Annotated in this window: 14 protein-coding genes; 7 read left to right on the top strand and 7 right to left on the bottom strand. The window is 55.6% G+C overall.

Annotated elements, in window-relative coordinates:
• Window positions 1-96 precede the first annotated feature (96 nt).
• Entirely contained in the window at window positions 97-1,986 is a 1,890-nt protein-coding gene (locus J5069_RS19490; protein WP_264645422.1) for a methyl-accepting chemotaxis protein, read from the top strand.
• Window positions 1,987-2,104: 118 nt separating this feature from the next.
• Here the strand turns inward: J5069_RS19490 and J5069_RS19485 are convergent, their stop codons facing one another.
• The 4 genes from J5069_RS19485 to J5069_RS19470 form a co-directional block, all read right to left on the bottom strand.
• Window positions 2,105-2,638, bottom strand: coding sequence for an MltR family transcriptional regulator (locus J5069_RS19485; protein ID WP_264645421.1), 534 nt, complete (start codon window positions 2,636-2,638; stop codon window positions 2,105-2,107).
• A 24-nt stretch (window positions 2,639-2,662) separates the two neighbouring features.
• Window positions 2,663-3,811 (bottom strand): mannitol-1-phosphate 5-dehydrogenase, encoded by a 1,149-nt coding sequence (locus J5069_RS19480; protein ID WP_264645517.1) that lies wholly within the window; start codon window positions 3,809-3,811, stop codon window positions 2,663-2,665.
• Window positions 3,812-3,876: 65 nt separating this feature from the next.
• The gene (locus J5069_RS19475) at window positions 3,877-5,778 is read right to left on the bottom strand and encodes a PTS mannitol transporter subunit IICBA (protein ID WP_264645420.1); all 1,902 of its coding nucleotides are present in this window, start codon (window positions 5,776-5,778) and stop codon (window positions 3,877-3,879) included.
• Window positions 5,779-6,120: 342 nt separating this feature from the next.
• Complete coding sequence (locus tag J5069_RS19470; protein WP_264645419.1) at window positions 6,121-6,843, bottom strand: DUF3053 domain-containing protein; 723 nt, start codon at window positions 6,841-6,843, stop codon at window positions 6,121-6,123.
• Window positions 6,844-7,215: 372 nt separating this feature from the next.
• Here J5069_RS19470 and J5069_RS19465 point away from each other — a divergent pair, with 372 nt between their 5' ends.
• The 3 genes from J5069_RS19465 (at window position 7,216) to J5069_RS19455 (ending at window position 11,195) form a co-directional block, all read left to right on the top strand.
• Window positions 7,216-8,196, top strand: a complete 981-nt coding sequence (locus J5069_RS19465; protein WP_264645418.1) for a helix-turn-helix domain-containing protein — start codon at window positions 7,216-7,218, stop codon at window positions 8,194-8,196.
• A 103-nt stretch (window positions 8,197-8,299) separates the two neighbouring features.
• Window positions 8,300-9,769: an APC family permease gene (locus tag J5069_RS19460; protein ID WP_264645417.1), complete on the top strand. Its 1,470-nt coding sequence runs from the start codon at window positions 8,300-8,302 to the stop codon at window positions 9,767-9,769.
• A gap of 73 nt (window positions 9,770-9,842) precedes the next feature.
• Window positions 9,843-11,195: an aminotransferase class III-fold pyridoxal phosphate-dependent enzyme gene (locus J5069_RS19455; protein ID WP_264645416.1), complete on the top strand. Its 1,353-nt coding sequence runs from the start codon at window positions 9,843-9,845 to the stop codon at window positions 11,193-11,195.
• Between the two features lie 81 nt (window positions 11,196-11,276).
• Here J5069_RS19455 and glyS read toward each other — a convergent pair whose 3' ends face one another.
• The 3 genes from glyS to J5069_RS19440 form a co-directional block, all read right to left on the bottom strand.
• The gene (gene glyS, locus J5069_RS19450) at window positions 11,277-13,346 is read right to left on the bottom strand and encodes a glycine--tRNA ligase subunit beta (RefSeq protein ID WP_264645415.1); all 2,070 of its coding nucleotides are present in this window, start codon (window positions 13,344-13,346) and stop codon (window positions 11,277-11,279) included.
• A gap of 5 nt (window positions 13,347-13,351) precedes the next feature.
• The gene (gene glyQ / locus J5069_RS19445; protein ID WP_264645414.1) at window positions 13,352-14,266 is read right to left on the bottom strand and encodes a glycine--tRNA ligase subunit alpha; all 915 of its coding nucleotides are present in this window, start codon (window positions 14,264-14,266) and stop codon (window positions 13,352-13,354) included.
• Window positions 14,267-14,431: 165 nt separating this feature from the next.
• Entirely contained in the window at window positions 14,432-15,238 is an 807-nt protein-coding gene (locus J5069_RS19440) for a sulfite exporter TauE/SafE family protein (RefSeq protein WP_264645413.1), read from the bottom strand.
• Between the two features lie 371 nt (window positions 15,239-15,609).
• Between J5069_RS19440 and J5069_RS19435 the strand changes: the two genes are divergently transcribed.
• The 3 genes from J5069_RS19435 to J5069_RS19425 all read left to right on the top strand — a co-directional run bounded on the left by J5069_RS19435 (window position 15,610) and on the right by J5069_RS19425 (window position 17,700).
• Window positions 15,610-16,176: a DNA-3-methyladenine glycosylase I gene (locus tag J5069_RS19435; RefSeq protein WP_264645412.1), complete on the top strand. Its 567-nt coding sequence runs from the start codon at window positions 15,610-15,612 to the stop codon at window positions 16,174-16,176.
• Window positions 16,169-16,603 carry an N-acetyltransferase gene (locus J5069_RS19430; protein WP_264645411.1) on the top strand — a complete coding sequence of 145 codons (435 nt, stop codon included), beginning with the start codon at window positions 16,169-16,171 and terminating at the stop codon, window positions 16,601-16,603. The genes J5069_RS19435 and J5069_RS19430 overlap by 8 nt, the downstream gene beginning before the upstream one ends.
• 188 nt (window positions 16,604-16,791) lie before the next feature.
• Window positions 16,792-17,700, top strand: coding sequence for a dihydrodipicolinate synthase family protein (locus J5069_RS19425; protein ID WP_264645410.1), 909 nt, complete (start codon window positions 16,792-16,794; stop codon window positions 17,698-17,700).
• Window position 17,701 lies beyond the last annotated feature (1 nt).

The following is a 17,701-nucleotide window of genomic DNA, read 5'->3' as shown; positions in this document are numbered from 1 at the left end:
GACACCCCGGTGTCTGACACCCCACCGCACGGCGCGAGCCGGTGCGCTCCCCGGATAGACGCCATTGTTTGGCTTCACACACAGTGGAAAAATAGAATGGCTATCAAGTTTGAAAACATCACCGTCGGTAAAAAATTAGGGCTGGGGTTCTTTTTGGTGTTGCTGCTAACCGCGCTAATTGCCGGTGCAGGCATTAACTACATTGAGTCGTTACAAGAGAGTATTCAGAAAGTTAATTTAAGTAATCAGATTAATACCGAGGTTAATCAGGCCAAATATTATCGTGCCCGCTTTGGCGCCAACTACGACCTGAACGACATCAAACAAAACAGTATTCATATCGACAACATCAATACGCTGGTCGCCCAGGCCAAGACGCTAAGCTGGTCCACTCAGGACATCAAAACGCTCGATAACATCACGACCACGATAAACAGCTACAAGCAGCAGCGCCAAAACTATCTGGATGCCGTTACCACCAAAGATAAGGTCAGAAAAAGCTGGAGCCTGGACGGCACCGATCAGGCGATGAGCAAGCTTGACGATCAACTGCGCGCGACGGGCGATAGCCAATCACAGCAACTGCTGCTGGCCGATTTTAAAACCAAGCTAATGACAGTGCGTTTCCATCTGAACAATTTACTGCTGGAACGCACCAAGGCAGCAGAAGAAACGCTGACCGACGCCATCAATGACGCACAAACGGCATTGACCTTCCTGAGCCAGAGCCTTTCCGTTGAGCAACGGGAAACGCTGGATCCGGTTCTGAGCACCATGAACCATTATGAGGAGCAGGTGCTCTCTTACATGCCGGCTTACCAGAAGGAGATGGAGAGCGTCACGCAGATGAACGACATCGCCGTAGCGCTAAGCGATCGCATCACCGAACTGCTTAACGCACAGTTGCAGCAAACCGACCACAATGTACGTACCTCAGAAATCCAGTTGACCGTCACGGCCTTGATCACCCTGCTGGCTGGCTTGCTGATCGCCTGGTTTATTTCGCGACAAATCACCGCGCCGCTCACCCATACGCTCACCATCGCCGAACGCATTGCCACGGGGGATCTGACCATGAACATGTCGACCTCGCGCCGTGACGAACTGGGCCAGTTGTTGAACGCCATGGCAAAAATGAACGGCAATCTGCACCAAATGATTGACGATATCCGCGTTGGCGTCGGTCAAATCTCAACAGCCGCCAGCGAGATCGTCGCCGGTAACACCGATCTCTCTTCTCGCACCGAACAGCAGGCGGCAGCCGTGGAACAAACGGCGGCCAGCATGGAGCAACTGACCGCCACCGTGAAGCAAAATGCGGATAATGCCAGCCATGCCAACAAGTTAGTGGTGAATGCCTCGCAAACGGCCAAACAGGGCGGCGAACAGGTAGGCCACGTGGTGCAAACCATGGTGGATATCGAACAAAGCTCCAAGCGCATTGCCGAAATCACCTCGGTTATCAACAGCATTGCCTTCCAGACCAACATTCTGGCGCTGAACGCAGCCGTCGAAGCGGCGCGCGCCGGGGAGCAAGGGCGTGGTTTTGCCGTGGTCGCTGGCGAAGTGCGCAATCTGGCACAGCGCAGCTCGCAAGCCGCTAAAGAGATCGAAGGGCTGATCAGTGAGTCCGTCACGCAAATCAGTCAGGGGGCCAATTTGGTCACCAACGCGGGCAAAACCATGGATAACATCGTGAAATCAGTAACGCAGGTGCACGATATCATGGGCGAAATCGCCACCGCCTCGGAAGAGCAGAGCCGTGGTATTGCGCAGGTCAGCCAGGCGATTGCGGAAATGGATGGCACCACGCAGCAGAACGCCGCGCTGGTAGAGCAATCCGCCGCTGCCGCTAACTCACTGGAAGAACAAACGCAGGTGTTGACGGAAGCAGTATCGGTATTTCGCCTTACGCAAGCCGCAGACAGTGCCACTCCCGCCCTCGGCTATGGCGAACGCCCGGCACAGCTCGATTATCAACGGTAAATACCAGCGATAAGCATCAACCTGATTTCAGGCCGGTTGATGCTTATCGCGTCGTAAAAACAAAACGGGCGGTGCGCTATCACTAACGCACCGCCCGTTGACATTCTGAACCGCAACCCTAAAAGGCTTTCTTAAGACTAACCTGCGAAATTAACGCCGTCAGAGAAAGCACCAGCGTGGAACGCACCACCTGCTGATAACGTTGCTGCTGCATCGGAATCAGCAAAGGATCGGCAGGCTCACCGCCCGTTGGCCGTTCAGGAGGTTGCGGCAACGCGGTAACACAGTGCAACTCGGTAATCGGCCCGAGAATCTCATCATCGGTAAAGCGATAGTCGTTTTCGTCGTGGAATAACTCTTCCCCTAACGCCATCACCAACTCTGCATCTTCATACTCTTTACGGCTGATCATGCCCAGACCGTAAATCAGTTTCAAACGCACCGAGAGATCCCCTAACGGACCGCTGCCGGTCATCAGCGGTTCTACCGCGTATTTCACCGCATAATCGTCTTTACGGAAGATCTGCTGCATGAGAATACTCACGGCTTCCGCCAACAGCTCAACTGCTTTCAGCATAAAGCTGCGCACCGTCTTCGCCGCATTGAGGGATTCCAGCACGCGATTCTCAAAGGCTTGAGTTTCTTCCATCATAACGTCCCTGCCGAACGGCGCGAATTATTGCATGGCGTTATACACACTCACTGCTTGCTCCACAACCTTACTCTGCGCATCCAGACCAGAAATTTGCGCCAACGCAGCCTGAGGCCCCACCTTCTCCAGCAACGTCGCCAGTTCCTGCGCCTGCGGGTCCTGCGCGCTGCGGTAATGCATGGCCGCCGCGATACCGATAATCAGGTTGTCATTGGGCAGTTGGTATTCCAGCGTGCCCAGCAGCGGTTTGATCAGGCGATCGCCTGCGCTGAGTTTACGCAGCGGCTGACGCCCAACGCGCTCCACATCGTCATGCAAATAGGGGTTTTCGAAGCGGCTTAAAATCTTGTTGATGTACGCGGCATGCTTCTCGGCATCAAAACCGTAACGTTTGATCAGCACGGCCCCGCTCTCTTCCATCGCCCCGCGCACCACAGCGCGCACCTCGGTATCCAGAATGGCATCGCGGATCGTCTGATGACGGGCCTGCTGCCCCAGATACGCAGTAATCGCATGACCGGTATTGAGTGTAAACAGCTTACGTTCAACGAATGCCATCAGATTGTCAGTTAATTCCATGCCCGCGATCTGCGGTAAAGGCCCGACGAATTGGGTTTGATCGACAATCCATTCACTGAAGGTTTCTACCGTCACGGCCAAAGGATCGTCCTGGCTCGCTTCTACCGGCGGGACAATGCGGTCTACGGCCGAATCAACAAAACCGACATGCTCGTTGACCCACGCCTGCTCGTTCTCCGGCAGATGCTTCCACACGTGTTGCTTTAACTGCGTGGTGCCGCGCACCATATTTTCGCAAGCGATGATATTCAGTGGACGCGTATTGCCCTGCGCATGGCGCTTCACCAAACCTTGGGCAATGGCACCCGCGATTTTTTCCAGAATTTGCGGCCCGACTGCCGTCGTCACCACATCGGCCTCGGCAATCAGCGCCACAGCCTCCGGGCTTGCGCTGTGCACCGCGCTGACGTTGCTGACCGTTTCCAACTGCGTCTGCTCACCGACCACTTTCACCTGATACTGCTTACGGCTGTTGATGGCATCCAGCAGCGGCTGGTTCACATCGGCAAAGGTGAGTTCAATGTTGGCGTCTGCCAGCAGTTTTCCGATAAACCCGCGTCCGATATTTCCGGCACCAAAATGTAAAGCTTTCATCATGCGTTAACCTTTAAAAACAATGACAAAAAAAGAGGCCGCCCGAAGGCGGCGCTGCCGATGCATCAGGCACTCTTTTTCTCGGAGAGCAGGTCTAGCACGTCCTGCACATCCTGGGTCTGCGCCAAACGGGCAATCACCGTGTCGTCGTCCAGCGCATTGGTCAGGCGGGTGATCACCGCGATATGTTCGTTATTACGCGCCGCGATACCGATCACCAGTTTTGCGACGTCATCCTCATCATCACCGAAGCGCACCCCCTGCGGATATTGGCAGAAGACGATGCCGGTTTTCAGCACGCGATCTTTGGCTTCAATGGTGCCATGCGGCACGGCGACGGATTCGCCCAGATAGGTTGAGGTCAGCTTTTCACGCGCCAGCATCGCATCCACATATTCCGGCTCGACATAGCCACCTTTCACCAGTTGTTCACCGGCAAAGCGAATCGCCTGCTCTTTATCGCTCGCTTGCAGGTTCAGGAACACGTTGGTAGCGCCCAGTTGGAACACGCTTGCGGCTTGCGGCTCAGCCACCGGTGCAGCGGCAACGCTGCCACCCGCAGGCTGAGCGGCTGCCAGACGCGCCACCAGATCGCTGTACAAGTGGCTGTCGAGGAAGTTGGTCAGCGAGATATGCTGCGCTTGCGGCGCATGGCGCAGAGCGCGCTCGGTCAAATCCCGGTGCGTAATCACCAGATCGACATCCTCAGGCAAGCTGTTGATGGCGCTATTGGTAACGGATATTTGCGTCAGCCCGGCGTCCTGCACTTTCTTGCGCAATACCCCTGCGCCCATGGCGCTGGAGCCCATGCCTGCATCACAGGCCACAATGATTTTGCGCACGGTGCTCAGATCGCCACTGATGCCGGTGGGTACTGAACCGCCTTTGGAGGCCGCTTTCATTTCTTGCACACGGCGTGTGGCTTCGTCCAGATCGTCTCCCTCTTTTACCTTGGTGCTTTTCAGCAGGATCGCTGACAGCACAAAGGAGACGGCAAACGCGGCAGCAATCGCCACGATATTGGCAAAATAGGCCCCTTTCGGCGTCATTGCCAACACGGCCAGAATAGAGCCCGGAGAAGCCGGAGCAGCCAGACCGCCGCCCAGCACGGTCAGTGTGAACACCCCGGTCATGCCGCCCAGAATCACCGCAATCAGCAGGCGCGGGTTCATCAGCACGTACGGGAAATAGATTTCGTGGATACCACCCAGGAAGTGGATGATGGCCGCGCCCGGTGCGGACACTTTGGCATTACCGCGACCAAAGAACATGTACGCCATCAGCACACCCATCCCCGGACCGGGATTGGCTTCAATCAGGAAGAAAATCGATTTGCCTGCTTCCGTCGCCTGTTGGATACCCAGCGGCGAGAAGATACCGTGGTTGATGGCGTTGTTCAGGAACAGGATTTTTGCGGGTTCAACGAAGATAGAGGTGAGCGGCAGCAGGTTATTCTGCACCATCAAATCTACGCCCGCAGCCAGACCTTTGGATAAGAACTCCACCAACGGACCAATCGCCAAAAACGCCAGAATAGCCAACAACATGCCAATGATACCGGCAGAGAAGTTGTTCACCAGCATTTCAAAACCGCTTTTGATCTTGCCATCAACGATGCGGTCAAAGCGTTTAATGGTCCATCCGCCCAACGGGCCAACAATCATCGCGCCGAGGAACATCGGCATATCAACACCAACGATCACCCCCATCGTGGTGATGGCACCGACCACACCGCCGCGATCGCCCGCGACCAAACGGCCACCGGTATAACCGATAAGCAGCGGCAGCAGATAGGTGATCATCGGCCCCACCAGCTTGGCAAGCGTCGCATTCGGCAACCAACCGGTTGGGATGAACAACATGGTAATCAGGCCCCAAGCGATAAACGCCCCGATATTGGGCATTACCATGTTGCTCAGGAAGCGGCCAAAATTCTGAACTTTGACCTTGGTATCTGCTGTGAGCATAAAAACACACCCCTATTCAAACGCGCGATCGCAAGCGCGTGTGGTCATTATCGTGAGACGGTGTGACTGCCTTCCGTCGGTAGAGATCGTGCGGACTCTAGCACGTCGGTTTGATACCGCAACCTCACGGCCATATGTGACAGCTGTCACACATAATCCCCACATCATTGCTACATTTTAGTGACTGAGTTCACATAAAATCACTGAATGCGGTCAATTCGGCGCATCATCATCCGCATTAACGGCAGCACAATGTGACCTCAATCACATTACAATGCCGTGATTTTGTTTTGATTGTGTGACTCAAATCACTAAATATCATCACCGCCGTGCGTTATTGCCTTATAGCGATGGTTTCAACAACGGCAGTAGCGGTGGTAATCCGTTCATTAAATCGCGCTGCTGCGTCGCCAGAGGCGTAATCAACGCGTTGTAACGCGCCGCCTGCTGTGCCGTTTCAAACTGCACCTGATTCCCTACAAAAGTGACCTGCTTGCCCTGAGCCTGAAGAAAGTCGCCCACCTGCGCCAACTGCTGGGCCAGCGTGGCAGCGGTCGGCACCACGTTTGCCAATGCCGACGCCGGTTGGCTTACCACCTGCGAGTAAACGCGCTCATACAGCACTTGAATCTCTTGCGGCTGGCTCAGGTTACGCCGGGCTGAATCTGCCTGGGTTTTTGCCGCCTGTACCTGTTGCCCCAGCAGGTTTATCGCGCCGACAGCACTGCGTACGCCGTCACGTTGCGTCAAATAATCCTGCGGCACACGAATCTGAGAAACGTGCTCCAGTAACGGCTTCAAACTCACCGCCATGCTTTGCCGCAACTGCTGGGAAAAAGTGGTTAAAATGGCGTAATCGTTGGCAAAAGGGCCCAACCGTTTTTTCTGATCGTCACTGAGTGCTGGCGGCACGCTGCCCGGTTGCGATGGCACACTTTGCAGTACCGTCATAAACGCCTTGCGCTGATCCGCTTCGCTATCACCGCAGGCCGCCAGTTGCAACACCACCCCCAACGCCAGCACCGGCAATAGCCAGCGCGAGCGCCACCCCATTGTTATCGTCATGCCATACTCCTTATCGCACGTCTTATCCGGTATAGCGGCGGGCGCCATTGCTCCGCCTTATCCCTAAGCATAGTCGAATCAGCGCGATACCCTCGTTTTTCTGCCAAGCTACCGGGATACTCAGGATACGATAGCCAGATAACAGCGCACTGCTGCAACATTGAGCATCTCCCCCATAACGGTGCAACGCCACAGCGCAAAACGCGACTATGGTAGGAATCACTCTATTTCCCTCTGTTTTACGACGATATGCAGCAAAAACATCACTCACAGCTCAGAAATGCAGAGATAAAATCTGCCGTTTTTTGCTATTGCACTGGCGTGATTCTTGCTCAGTGGGTATATCCCATCACGACGCAGGAAAGACAGACGATGACACCCGCATTCCATCTTCGCGATCAAAACCATCTTGGCGATCAAAACGGTTTTCGTTGCGCCTCGCGCATTCAGGAACTGGCGCAACACAGTCAACTGCTGACCGATTGGGCATTGCGCTATGACCAAATCTCTCACGGGCGGTTTGAAGGCAGTCTGAAAGAGGCCTGGCTGGACGGCGTACAGTTCTATCAGGAACAGCTATCACAGTCGGTGTTTCAACGTGGACAGGGCCGAACGGGCACGCTCTGCCTCGGGGTGTTTAACGCGCTGTCGGGAGAAGCGCGCTGGATGGGAAACAGCCTGACGCAGCAGGATATTACCTGGTCCTATGACGGCGGCGAGTTGATGCTGCAAACGCCGGAAACCTCTTCACTATTGGTACTGAGCATTCCTTTGGCGCTGTTATCGGACATCACCGATGAACTGCCGCACCGGGTCTACGCCATCCATCACGATCTCCTTGCCAACCGACTGCGCGAGCATATTCTGGCCATGCTGCACAGCGTGATGGAACACCCGCTGCAATTTGCGCAACGACAGGCGCGGCTGCAATTTCTCAGCGATATCCGCGAACTGGCCTTTGCCTTTTTCACCGCCGTCGGCACGCAGACCATCAGCGTGCGCCCTTCCCTGCAAAAGGCGCAGCGCGTAGTCAGCAAAGCACAGGACGCCCTGATCGCCCATCGCGATCGGCCTCTGACCATGGATGAGCTGTGCCAACTGACCCACACCTCACGGCGCACCCTGCAAAATTGTTTCGAAACCGTCACCGGCCAAAGCCCGGCAGTATTCCTGAAAAACATGCGGCTCAACGGGGTGAAACGCATGCTGGTGATGGAGGGAGAGTACGCACAGATCAGCGAAATCGCTTCCAAGTGGGGCTTCTGGCACCTGTCGCAGTTTACCGCCGACTACAAACGCCTGTTTGGTGAACTGCCCTCGTACACGCGGCGAGCGGTCCATCATTTGATCTGAATGTGATGACTATTCGTCACATTCAGGTTTGCCAGATTTCGATAACGCACACGCCAGAGCCCTTCATAGACTGACCATGAACCATCACGCAGGGGAACGGAACATGGCACAGCACTCTTCATCAGCGCACGCGCTACCCCAGACGGCATTGCCGCAGGGGAACCAGCTCCAGAAAGGCAGCCTTGGCCTTTGGTCGATCATCTTTTTTGTTATTGCCGCCGCATCGCCCTTAACTGGCGTCGTCGGAGGCTTGCCCGTCGCCTTTATGGCAGGCAACGGCGCGGGCGTACCCGGTGTTTATGTCCTGGCGGGCGCACTGCTGCTTATTTTCAGCTTTGGCTTTATCGCCATGAGCCGTTATGTGGTGAACGCTGGCGCTTTCTACGCCTATATCGCACAAGGCCTGGGCACCCACAGCGGCATTGCCGGGCTCGGCATCGCACTGTTGGCCTACACCGCCATTCAGCTTGCCGTTACCGCTATGTTTGGCTTCTTCTTTGCGCAGTTCGTGCAGATGCACACTGGGATCGCAGCGCCCTGGTGGCTGTTCTCGCTGCTGATGCAAGCGGCCGTAGTAGCGCTCGGTATTGCCAAAGTGGAGCTCGGCGGCAAAGTGCTCGGGGTCTTGATGCTGCTGGAAGTGGGCATTGTGCTGCTGGTTGATGCTGCCATTATTAGCCAACCCATTGCCTTTGATATCAGCGCCTTTACCCCGTCTACCGTGTTTCATGGCGATGTGGGCATTGCGATGATCTTCGCCATTTGCTCTTTCGTCGGCTTTGAGGCGACCGCAATCTACTCGGAAGAGTGTCGGCAACCGGCCAAGATAATCCCACGCGCCACGCTGCTCGCCGTGGTGCTGATCACCAGCTTTTTCGCCCTCTCCGGCTGGGCATTTGTGCAATATGCAGGTGCCGCTCACGTTGCCGAACTCGCCGCCAACGATCCCGGGATGTTTGTGTTTACCGTCACCGAACAGGTGCTTGGCCCGTGGGCCATTCAGGTGATGTCGGTTTTACTGATCACCAGCCTGTTTGCCGCAACACAGGCGTTCCATAACACGCTGTCGCGCTATCTGTTCGCCATTAGCCGCGACGGTTTGCTGTGGTCGAAAATGGCAAAAACCCACCGCACGCACCAGACACCCTATATCGCCAGTCTGGTGCAAGGCGCGTTTATGCTGTGCGCTACCGCGCTGTTCGCCCTGGCGCAGTTAGACCCGATGGCGAACGTTTTCTCCTGGGCTTCTGCCTTGGGCAGCATGTCGATTCTGGTGCTGCAATTCAGCGTCTCGCTTGCCGTTCTTGCCTACTTCCAGCGTAACCCTTCGCTGCCGGTATCACGCTGGAGCCGCCTTATCGCGCCAGCGCTCTCCGCACTCGGCATGTTGGCGACGCTGGCGCTGGTGGTCAATAACCTCGACGTACTGAGCGGTTCCTCCTCGCCGGTGGTGTCATCGCTGCCCTATCTGGTGCTAATGGTGGCGTTTGCCGGGTTTATGAGTGCGCACTTCCTGCGCCGATTGAGCCCCGAGCGCTATTCACGCATCGGCCAGATGGTTGAAACCCTATAACGCCACGCGGATTCGTCCGTTGCGGCTGCGGCGGCAACGGCTCACTGTCATCTGATTTCATGGAGTACGCACAATGACAACACCCTATAACCACACGGATTACCGTTTTTGGCACCCGATGGCACACCCGAATGAGTGGGCTGAACGCGAACCGCTGCGCATTGTAAAAGGCGACGGCCTTTACATCTGGGATGATAAAGGGCGCAAAATGCTCGATGGCTTCGCCGGACTGTGGTGCGTAAACGTCGGTCACAATCGCCCGGAAGTAAAAGCCGCCATCGCCAAACAGATGGATGAACTGGCTTACTACCAACTGTTTGACGGCGTCAGCCACCCGATGGCAGAAGCGCTGTCTAATCGCCTTATCCAGATGACGCAGCAAGAAGATATGCGACGGGTGCTGTACGGCATGGGTGGTTCGGACGGTGTGGAAACCGCCCTCAAGGTGGCGCGCCAATACTGGATTTTGCAAGGCAAGCCGCAGCGCACGCGTTTTATCTCGTTAAAGAATGCCTATCATGGCGTACACATGGGTGGCACCTCGGTGTCTGGCCTGCCGATTTATCGCCTCAACTACGGCCCAATGCTGGAAGGCTGTACGCAGATCGAATCGCCCTGGCAGTATCGCAACCCGTGGAACTGCGACGATCCCGATACGTTAGGCAAATTGGTGGCCGAGCAGTTAGAGCGTGAAATTCTTTATTACGGCCCGGATACCGTCGCCGCCTTCATCGCCGAGCCGGTGCAGGGCGCAGGCGGTGTGATTGTGCCACCGGCTAACTTCTGGCCGCTGGTGCGCGAGATCTGTGATAAATACGGCGTGCTGCTGATCGCCGATGAAGTGGTCACCGGGTTTGGCCGCAGCGGGGCGATGTTTGGCTCACGCGGTTGGGGCGTAAAGCCCGACATCATGGTGTTTGCCAAGGCGCTCACCGCCGGATACGTGCCGCTGTCTGCGACCGTGCTGAATCAGCGTATCGAAGCCGCCTATCTGGACAACCGCGATGCGCGTGGGTTGCTGATGACCGGCTTTACCTACGGCGGCCATCCGTTAGCCTGCGCCGCCGGGCTGGCAGTGCTGGATATTGTGGAGCAGGAGAATTTGCCAGCCAATGCCGCACATCAGGGGGAATATTTGCTGGGTCAGTTGCTGCCGTTTGAATCACGCTTCCGCTCCGTGGGCAACGTGCGCGGTAAAGGGTTGATGCTGGCGCTGGATCTGGTGGAGGACAAAGCGAGCAAGCGCTCATTAGCGCCGGATAACGGCCTGGCATTCCGCATTGCAGAAGCGGCACGCGATGCCGGCGCGGTGGTACGTCCGGTCGGACCGAAACTGGTGTTGGCGCCACCGTTAACCATCGATAAAGCGGGCTGCGATACGCTGGTGATGGCACTGCAAACGGCGTTTGAGAAGGAAGACAGGTAACAAGACTCTAGTAGCAAAAAAAGGGCCGTTCCTGCATGAACGGCCCTTATTTATTTAAACGCTAAGCGTCGCGCTGTTCGATTATTGCAATACGGAAATATCCGCCACTTTCAGGAACAGATTACGTAACTGGTTGAGCAGCGTCAGACGGTTCAGGCGCACGCGTTCGTCTTCCGCGTTAACCATCACCTTATCGAAGAAGTTATCAACCGGTTCACGCAGTTCGGCCAGTTCCGCCAACGCTTCCTGATAGCGCCCTTCAGCGAACCAGGGTGCCAGCTTGCTTTCCAACGCGGTAACGTAGGTAGCCAGTTGAATTTCCTCTTTCTCTTTGAGCAGAGCAGCATCAATGTTGGCGTTCAGCGTATCGGTAGATTTCGCCAGAATGTTAGACACACGCTTGTTGGCCGCAGCCAGCGCAGTGGCGGCATCCAGCGAACGGAAATGGCTCACCGCTTTCACACGGGCATCAAAATCTGCCGGACGCGTCGGGCGACGGGCCAATACCGCCTGAATGGTGTCCACGCTATGACCTTCTTCCTGATACCAGGCGCGGAAACGGCCCAGCATGAATTCGATCACGTCATCGACCACGTTAGCGTTGGTCAGCTTGTCGCCATACAGGCGCACCGCTTCTTCCGTCAGCGTTTGCAGATCGAGCGGCAGCTGTTTCTCAACGATAATACGCAGCACACCCAGCGCAGCACGGCGCAGCGCGAACGGGTCTTTATCCCCTTTCGGGTGTTGACCGATGCCGAAAATACCCGCCAGCGTATCCATCTTATCGGCAATCGCCAATGCGCAGGCAACGCCAGATGCAGGCAGTGCATCCCCGGCAAAACGCGGCTGATATTGTTCGTTCAGGGCAACGGCAACGTCTTCGGCTTCACCGTCGTGACGCGCGTAGTGCATCCCCATGACGCCCTGAGTGTCGGTAAATTCGAACACCATGTTGGTCATCAGGTCGCACTTGGAGAGCAAACCGGCACGTTTCGCGTGAGAAACGTCGGCACCGATTTTCTCCGCCACCCAGCCCGCCAAAGCCTGAATGCGATCGGTCTTGTCGCGCAGCGTACCCAACTGCTGTTGGAACAGCACGGTTTGCAGACGCGGCAAATGGTCTTCCAGACGTTTTTTGCGGTCGGTGTTGAAGAAGAATTCGGCATCCGCCAGACGCGGGCGCACCACTTTCTCGTTACCCGAGATAATTTGCTGCGGATCTTTGGATTCAATGTTGGCAACAAAGATGAAATTCGGCAGCAGCTTTCCGGCGTTGTCATACACCGGGAAATACTTCTGATCGCCCTTCATGGTGTAAACCAGCGCTTCGGCAGGCACTGCCAGGAATTTTTCTTCAAAGCGCGCGGTCAGCACCACCGGCCATTCCACCAGTGAGGTCACTTCTTCCAGCAGGCTTTCGCTCAGATCGGCATTACCCCCAATCTGACGCGCAGCCGCTTGCGCATCGGCTTTGATCAACGCCTTGCGCGCTTCATAATCGGCGATAACCTTGCCGCGCTCCAGCAGAATGCTCGGGTATTGGTCAGCGTTATCAATGGTGAATTCGGGCTCGCCCATAAAGCGATGGCCGCGCACGGTGCGAGCGGATTCAATGCCCAACACCTGACCGGGGATCAGTTCATCACCCAGCAGCATCGTTACCGTATGCACCGGACGCACAAATTGGGTCTCTTTATCGCCCCAGTGCATCAGTTTCGGGATCGGCAGTTTCGCCAGCGCGTTAGCGACCATATCCGCCAACAGACCCTGTGCGCTGCCGCCCTTTACCAGCGCGCGATACAGCAACCACTCGCCTTTATCCGTCGTCAAACGTTCCGCCTGATCGACCGTGATACCGCAGCCGCGCGCCCAGCCTTCGGCCGCTTTGGTCGGTTTGCCCTCAGCGTCATACGCCTGAGCAATCGCCGGACCACGTTTTTCGACTTCACGATCCGGTTGTGCGGCGCTCAACTGCGCCACTTTCAGCGCCAAGCGACGCGGCGCGGCAAACCAGCTCACGTCGCCGTGTGTCAGCCCGGCATTATCCAGTTCAGTGGTGAAGTTGGCGGCAAAGGACTCCGCCAGAGAACGCAGCGCCTTCGGCGGCAGCTCTTCCGTGCCGATTTCCACCAGAAAAGTCTTGTCAGTCATCGCTGTTAGCTCTCTTTCTTGTTACACATCGGGAAGCCCAGCGCTTCACGGGAAGCGTAGTAGGCTTCGGCCACCGCTTTGGTCAGCGTGCGAATGCGCAGAATGTAGCGCTGACGTTCGGTAACGGAAATCGCTTTGCGCGCGTCCAGCAGGTTAAAGCTGTGCGCGGCTTTCAGAATGCGCTCGTAAGCAGGCAGAGGCAGCGGTTTTTCCAGCGCCAGCAGCTGTTGCGCTTCTTTCTCGTACTGCTCGAAGCAGGTAAACAGGAAATCGACGTCGGCGTATTCGAAGTTATAAGTGGACTGTTCCACTTCGTTCTGGTGGAACACGTCACCGTAGGTGGTTTTCCCCAACGGGCCATCGCTCCACACCAGGTCATAGACGCTGTCCACGCCCTGAATGTACATCGCCAGACGTTCCAGACCGTAAGTGATCTCACCGGTCACCGGCTTGCACTCAAGGCCGCCCACCTGCTGGAAGTAGGTAAACTGCGTGACTTCCATACCGTTCAACCACACTTCCCAGCCCAATCCCCAGGCACCCAGCGTCGGGTTCTCCCAGTTATCTTCCACGAAACGGATATCGTGAATGGTCGGGTCCAGCCCCAGCTCTTTCAGCGAACCGAGGTACAGCTCCTGAATGTTGTCCGGTGACGGCTTGATGATGACCTGAAACTGATAATAGTGTTGCAGGCGGTTCGGGTTTTCCCCGTAACGACCGTCGGTAGGACGACGCGACGGCTGCACATAGGCAGCGGCAATCGGCTCTGGCCCCAGCGCGCGCAGACAGGTCATCGGATGAGAAGTGCCAGCGCCGACTTCCATATCCAAAGGTTGGATAATGGTGCAGCCTTGGCGAGCCCAGTAATCCTGCAACGTCAGGATCAGGCCCTGAAAGGTCTTGGTATCAAACTTTTGCATGTCAGATTCACGCGATACATGTGGATTTATATGGAATGCGCCAGTATACCCTCTGAGTGCAAGATATACAGCCAGAATGCTGCAACAACTTCACTTCAGCGGCACTTTATTGCTGTTGAGGTTAGTTTCACACAGCGCAGCCCCACACTGGCCGCGCCCAGCGGATCACGCGGTGAACACCGTTTGCAGCATTTTCAGGCTCAGCACCAGCAACAGGGCGGCAAAGATTTTCTTCAGGGTAGCCACCGGCAAACGATGCGCCAAACGCGCACCATAAGGCGCGGTAAAGAAGCTCACCGCCGAGATCAGCAGCACCGCAGGCACCGAGACATAGCCCAATGTGTAAGCAGGCATTCCCGCCGTGGACCAGCCGTTAATCATATAGCCCAGCGCCCCCGCCAGCGCGATAGGCAGCCCCACCGCCGCCGACGTGCCGATCGCCTGCTGGATGCGCACATTACACCAGGTCAGAAACGGTACGGTGAGCGACCCCCCGCCAATCGCCACCAGTGCGGAAATGCCGCCGATGATCAACCCCGCCAGCGATACCCCAGCCACGCCCGGCAGTTGGCGCTGCGCCTTGGGTTTGATATTGAGCACCATCTGCAATGAAACATAGGCCATAAAGCAGGAGAAGAAGATGGCCAGCGCCCGAGTAGGCAGCAGTGTAGCCAACCAGGTGGCGGCGAAGGTGCCGATAAGGATAGCGGGTGTAATGCGCAGTACCACGGGCCATAGCACCGCTTGATGCTGGTGATGGGTGCGCAAGCTGGAGATCGCGGTAATAACAATCGCCGCCATCGAGGTGCCCAGCGCCAAATGCACCAGATGCTCGCCTTGCACGCCTTGAGCAGCAAACAGTGCCGTCAAAATCGGCACCATGATGCCGCCGCCGCCAATCCCCAACAGCCCCGCCACGAACCCGACAACGCCGCCCAACGCCAGATAGGCAACGATCCACTCAATAGCCATGTGCTTCCCCTTCCCCGCTTGCCATATGTAATAGTGTATAACCTGCGCCGTACCTCTCACGCGCCGATCTTATTGATTTCTTGTGAGCACGCACACAAACAGCTGGTTGCATATACAGCTAAATTTTGCCATGATCGTAATTGAATCATGCTTATACCCTAAATAATTCGCGTTGCAGTAAGGCGGCAAGTGAGGGAGTTCCGATGAGCTTACTCAGGTAAGTGATTCGGGTGAGCGAGCGTAGCCAACGCATCTGCAACTTGAATTATGACGGGTATATCTTTAGCAACATCATGATGAAATGACAACTTGATGAAACTGCAATAGCCTCCGCTTATTACAGAAGCGCCACACGCCACAGGAACGCGACCATGAACCGATGCGCATGGGTCACCCAAGACCCGCTTTACCTCGATTATCACGATACGGAATGGGGCAAACCGTGCAAAGAGAGCGTCAAACTGTTCGAACTGCTGTGTCTTGAAGGACAGCAGGCCGGTTTGTCATGGATAACGGTATTGAAGAAGCGGGAAAACTACCGGGCGAGCTTTCATCAGTTTGACCCGAAACAGGTGGCAAGCATGACGCAGGAAGACGTTGAGCGCTTGTTACAAGACAGTGGCATTATCCGTCATCGCGGCAAGATTGAAGCCATCATCACCAACGCGCGCATCTGGTGTGACATGGAAGCGCAGGGCGAATCGTTTTCCGATTTTATCTGGTCTTTTGTTAATCACACGCCGTTGGTCAACAGCCCCACCGCGCTGTCCGATGTGCCCGCTAAAACCGCCGTTTCCGATGCCATGTCTAAAGCGCTGAAGAAGCGCGGCTTCAAGTTTATCGGTTCCACTATCTGCTACGCCTTTATGCAAGCCGCCGGCTTGGTCAACGACCACACTACCGACTGCTTCTGCTATCAAGAGGCCAAGCGTGATTAGGGACTACCGGCCAGAAGATCTTGCTCTGTTACTCCGCTTGTGGCTGGAAAGCACTACACGCGCGCACCCGTTCATCAACCCAACCTATTGGCAGGAAAGCGAACCGCTGGTGCGCGAACAATATATCCCGAACGCGGAGACCTGGGTTTATGAGGTTGAAGGCGTAATCGTCGGTTTCATCAGCGTGATGGAACAACGTTTTGTCGGTGCACTGTTTGTCCATCATCGCTGGCATGGCAAAGGCGTTGGCGTCGCGCTGATGACCCATGTGCAGCAGCGCTTCCCTGTTCTAAGCCTGGAAGTGTATGAACAAAACCTGCGCGCCTGTGCCTTTTACCAGAAGCAGGGTTTCTCCCCGGTAAAACGCACGTTCCCCGCAGAAACCAATGCTCCTGCGCAGATTATGCAATGGGAAAAAATGGCCTGACGCTGTCAGGCTAGCCTGTGTCCCCCTCCCCCTCAATAACCTGCCCTACCCGCCAATAGGTTGTCGTGCCCACGCTCTGTTCAACGCGTAATTAGTGATAACGATCGCGTTTCATCAACCCTGTAGTTGAATCACTCACCCTTTGAGTGGTTTATTATATGGAACTCTTGTTCAATATAGTGAATAGAATGAAAGCAAATCGGATTAAGGGCGTTATCCCCCCCCTTCCCACGTTGACAGATGCCGAGGGGAACCTCGACAAGCAAGCAATGGGCAGGTTGCTCGATCGGGTGATTAACGCTGGCGTACACGGCGTGCTGGCGCTGGGCACCTGCGGCGAATTTTATGCCCTGCGCCGGGAAACTCGTCAGGAAACCGCCGAATTTGTGGTCGACTATGTTAATGGTCGCGTGCCAGTGATTCTCGGTATCGGCGGCACCTGCATCGATGATGTTCTGTATTTCGGGCAACATGCCGCGCGCTGCGGCGCAGATGCCGTATTGGTCATCAATCCTTATTACGCACCGCTCAGCGCAGAGAGCCTTTTTCGCTTTTACCAAACCGTGGCGGAAAATCTCGCGCTGCCGATCATGATTTATAACTTTCCGCAGCTGACAGGGCATACGATTTCTGCCGATATGGTGCGTCGTTTAGCACAGCAATTCCCGTCGATCATCGGCATTAAAGACACCATTAATAATATCAGCCACATTCGGGAATTGATGAATCAGGTTAAACCTCACCGCCCGGACTTCCTTATTTTCGCCGGTTACGACGAATACCTGTTAGACACGCTGATATTAGGAGGGGATGGCGGCTTTCCGGCGAGTGCTAATTTCGCCCCTGACGTTACCGTTAAACTCTACGAGCATTTTTGCGCAGAAAACTATTCAGCCGTATTTCAACAGCGACGTGAATTATCGCGGCTGGCGCAATTTTTTTCCATTAACGCTCCCTTGCCTGACTTACTCAAACATCTGTTAGCCATGACGGGAATGTATACGCCTGACGGCAACACCAATAAAACAAATAGGCTTTCACCGGAACATATTGCGGAATTAAAAGACCTTCTGCCATTACGTGAAGAAAAGGAATAAA

Source organism: Candidatus Symbiopectobacterium sp. NZEC127 (assembly GCF_025962675.1).
GTDB lineage: Bacteria > Pseudomonadota > Gammaproteobacteria > Enterobacterales > Enterobacteriaceae > Symbiopectobacterium.
Note: the sequence above shows the minus strand (reverse complement) of the source record. Positions and strands in the feature narration are given on the sequence as shown.

Coding starts and splice junctions, on each gene's coding strand:
- J5069_RS19490 (WP_264645422.1), top strand. CDS start 97: ATGGCTATCAAGTTTGAAAACATCACCGTCGGTAAAAAATTAGGGCTG.
- J5069_RS19485 (WP_264645421.1), bottom strand. CDS start 2,638: ATGATGGAAGAAACTCAAGCCTTTGAGAATCGCGTGCTGGAATCCCTC.
- J5069_RS19480 (WP_264645517.1), bottom strand. CDS start 3,811: ATGAAAGCTTTACATTTTGGTGCCGGAAATATCGGACGCGGGTTTATC.
- J5069_RS19475 (WP_264645420.1), bottom strand. CDS start 5,778: ATGCTCACAGCAGATACCAAGGTCAAAGTTCAGAATTTTGGCCGCTTC.
- J5069_RS19470 (WP_264645419.1), bottom strand. CDS start 6,843: ATGACGATAACAATGGGGTGGCGCTCGCGCTGGCTATTGCCGGTGCTG.
- J5069_RS19465 (WP_264645418.1), top strand. CDS start 7,216: ATGACACCCGCATTCCATCTTCGCGATCAAAACCATCTTGGCGATCAA.
- J5069_RS19460 (WP_264645417.1), top strand. CDS start 8,300: ATGGCACAGCACTCTTCATCAGCGCACGCGCTACCCCAGACGGCATTG.
- J5069_RS19455 (WP_264645416.1), top strand. CDS start 9,843: ATGACAACACCCTATAACCACACGGATTACCGTTTTTGGCACCCGATG.
- glyS (WP_264645415.1), bottom strand. CDS start 13,346: ATGACTGACAAGACTTTTCTGGTGGAAATCGGCACGGAAGAGCTGCCG.
- glyQ (WP_264645414.1), bottom strand. CDS start 14,266: ATGCAAAAGTTTGATACCAAGACCTTTCAGGGCCTGATCCTGACGTTG.
- J5069_RS19440 (WP_264645413.1), bottom strand. CDS start 15,238: ATGGCTATTGAGTGGATCGTTGCCTATCTGGCGTTGGGCGGCGTTGTC.
- J5069_RS19435 (WP_264645412.1), top strand. CDS start 15,610: ATGAACCGATGCGCATGGGTCACCCAAGACCCGCTTTACCTCGATTAT.
- J5069_RS19425 (WP_264645410.1), top strand. CDS start 16,792: ATGAAAGCAAATCGGATTAAGGGCGTTATCCCCCCCCTTCCCACGTTG.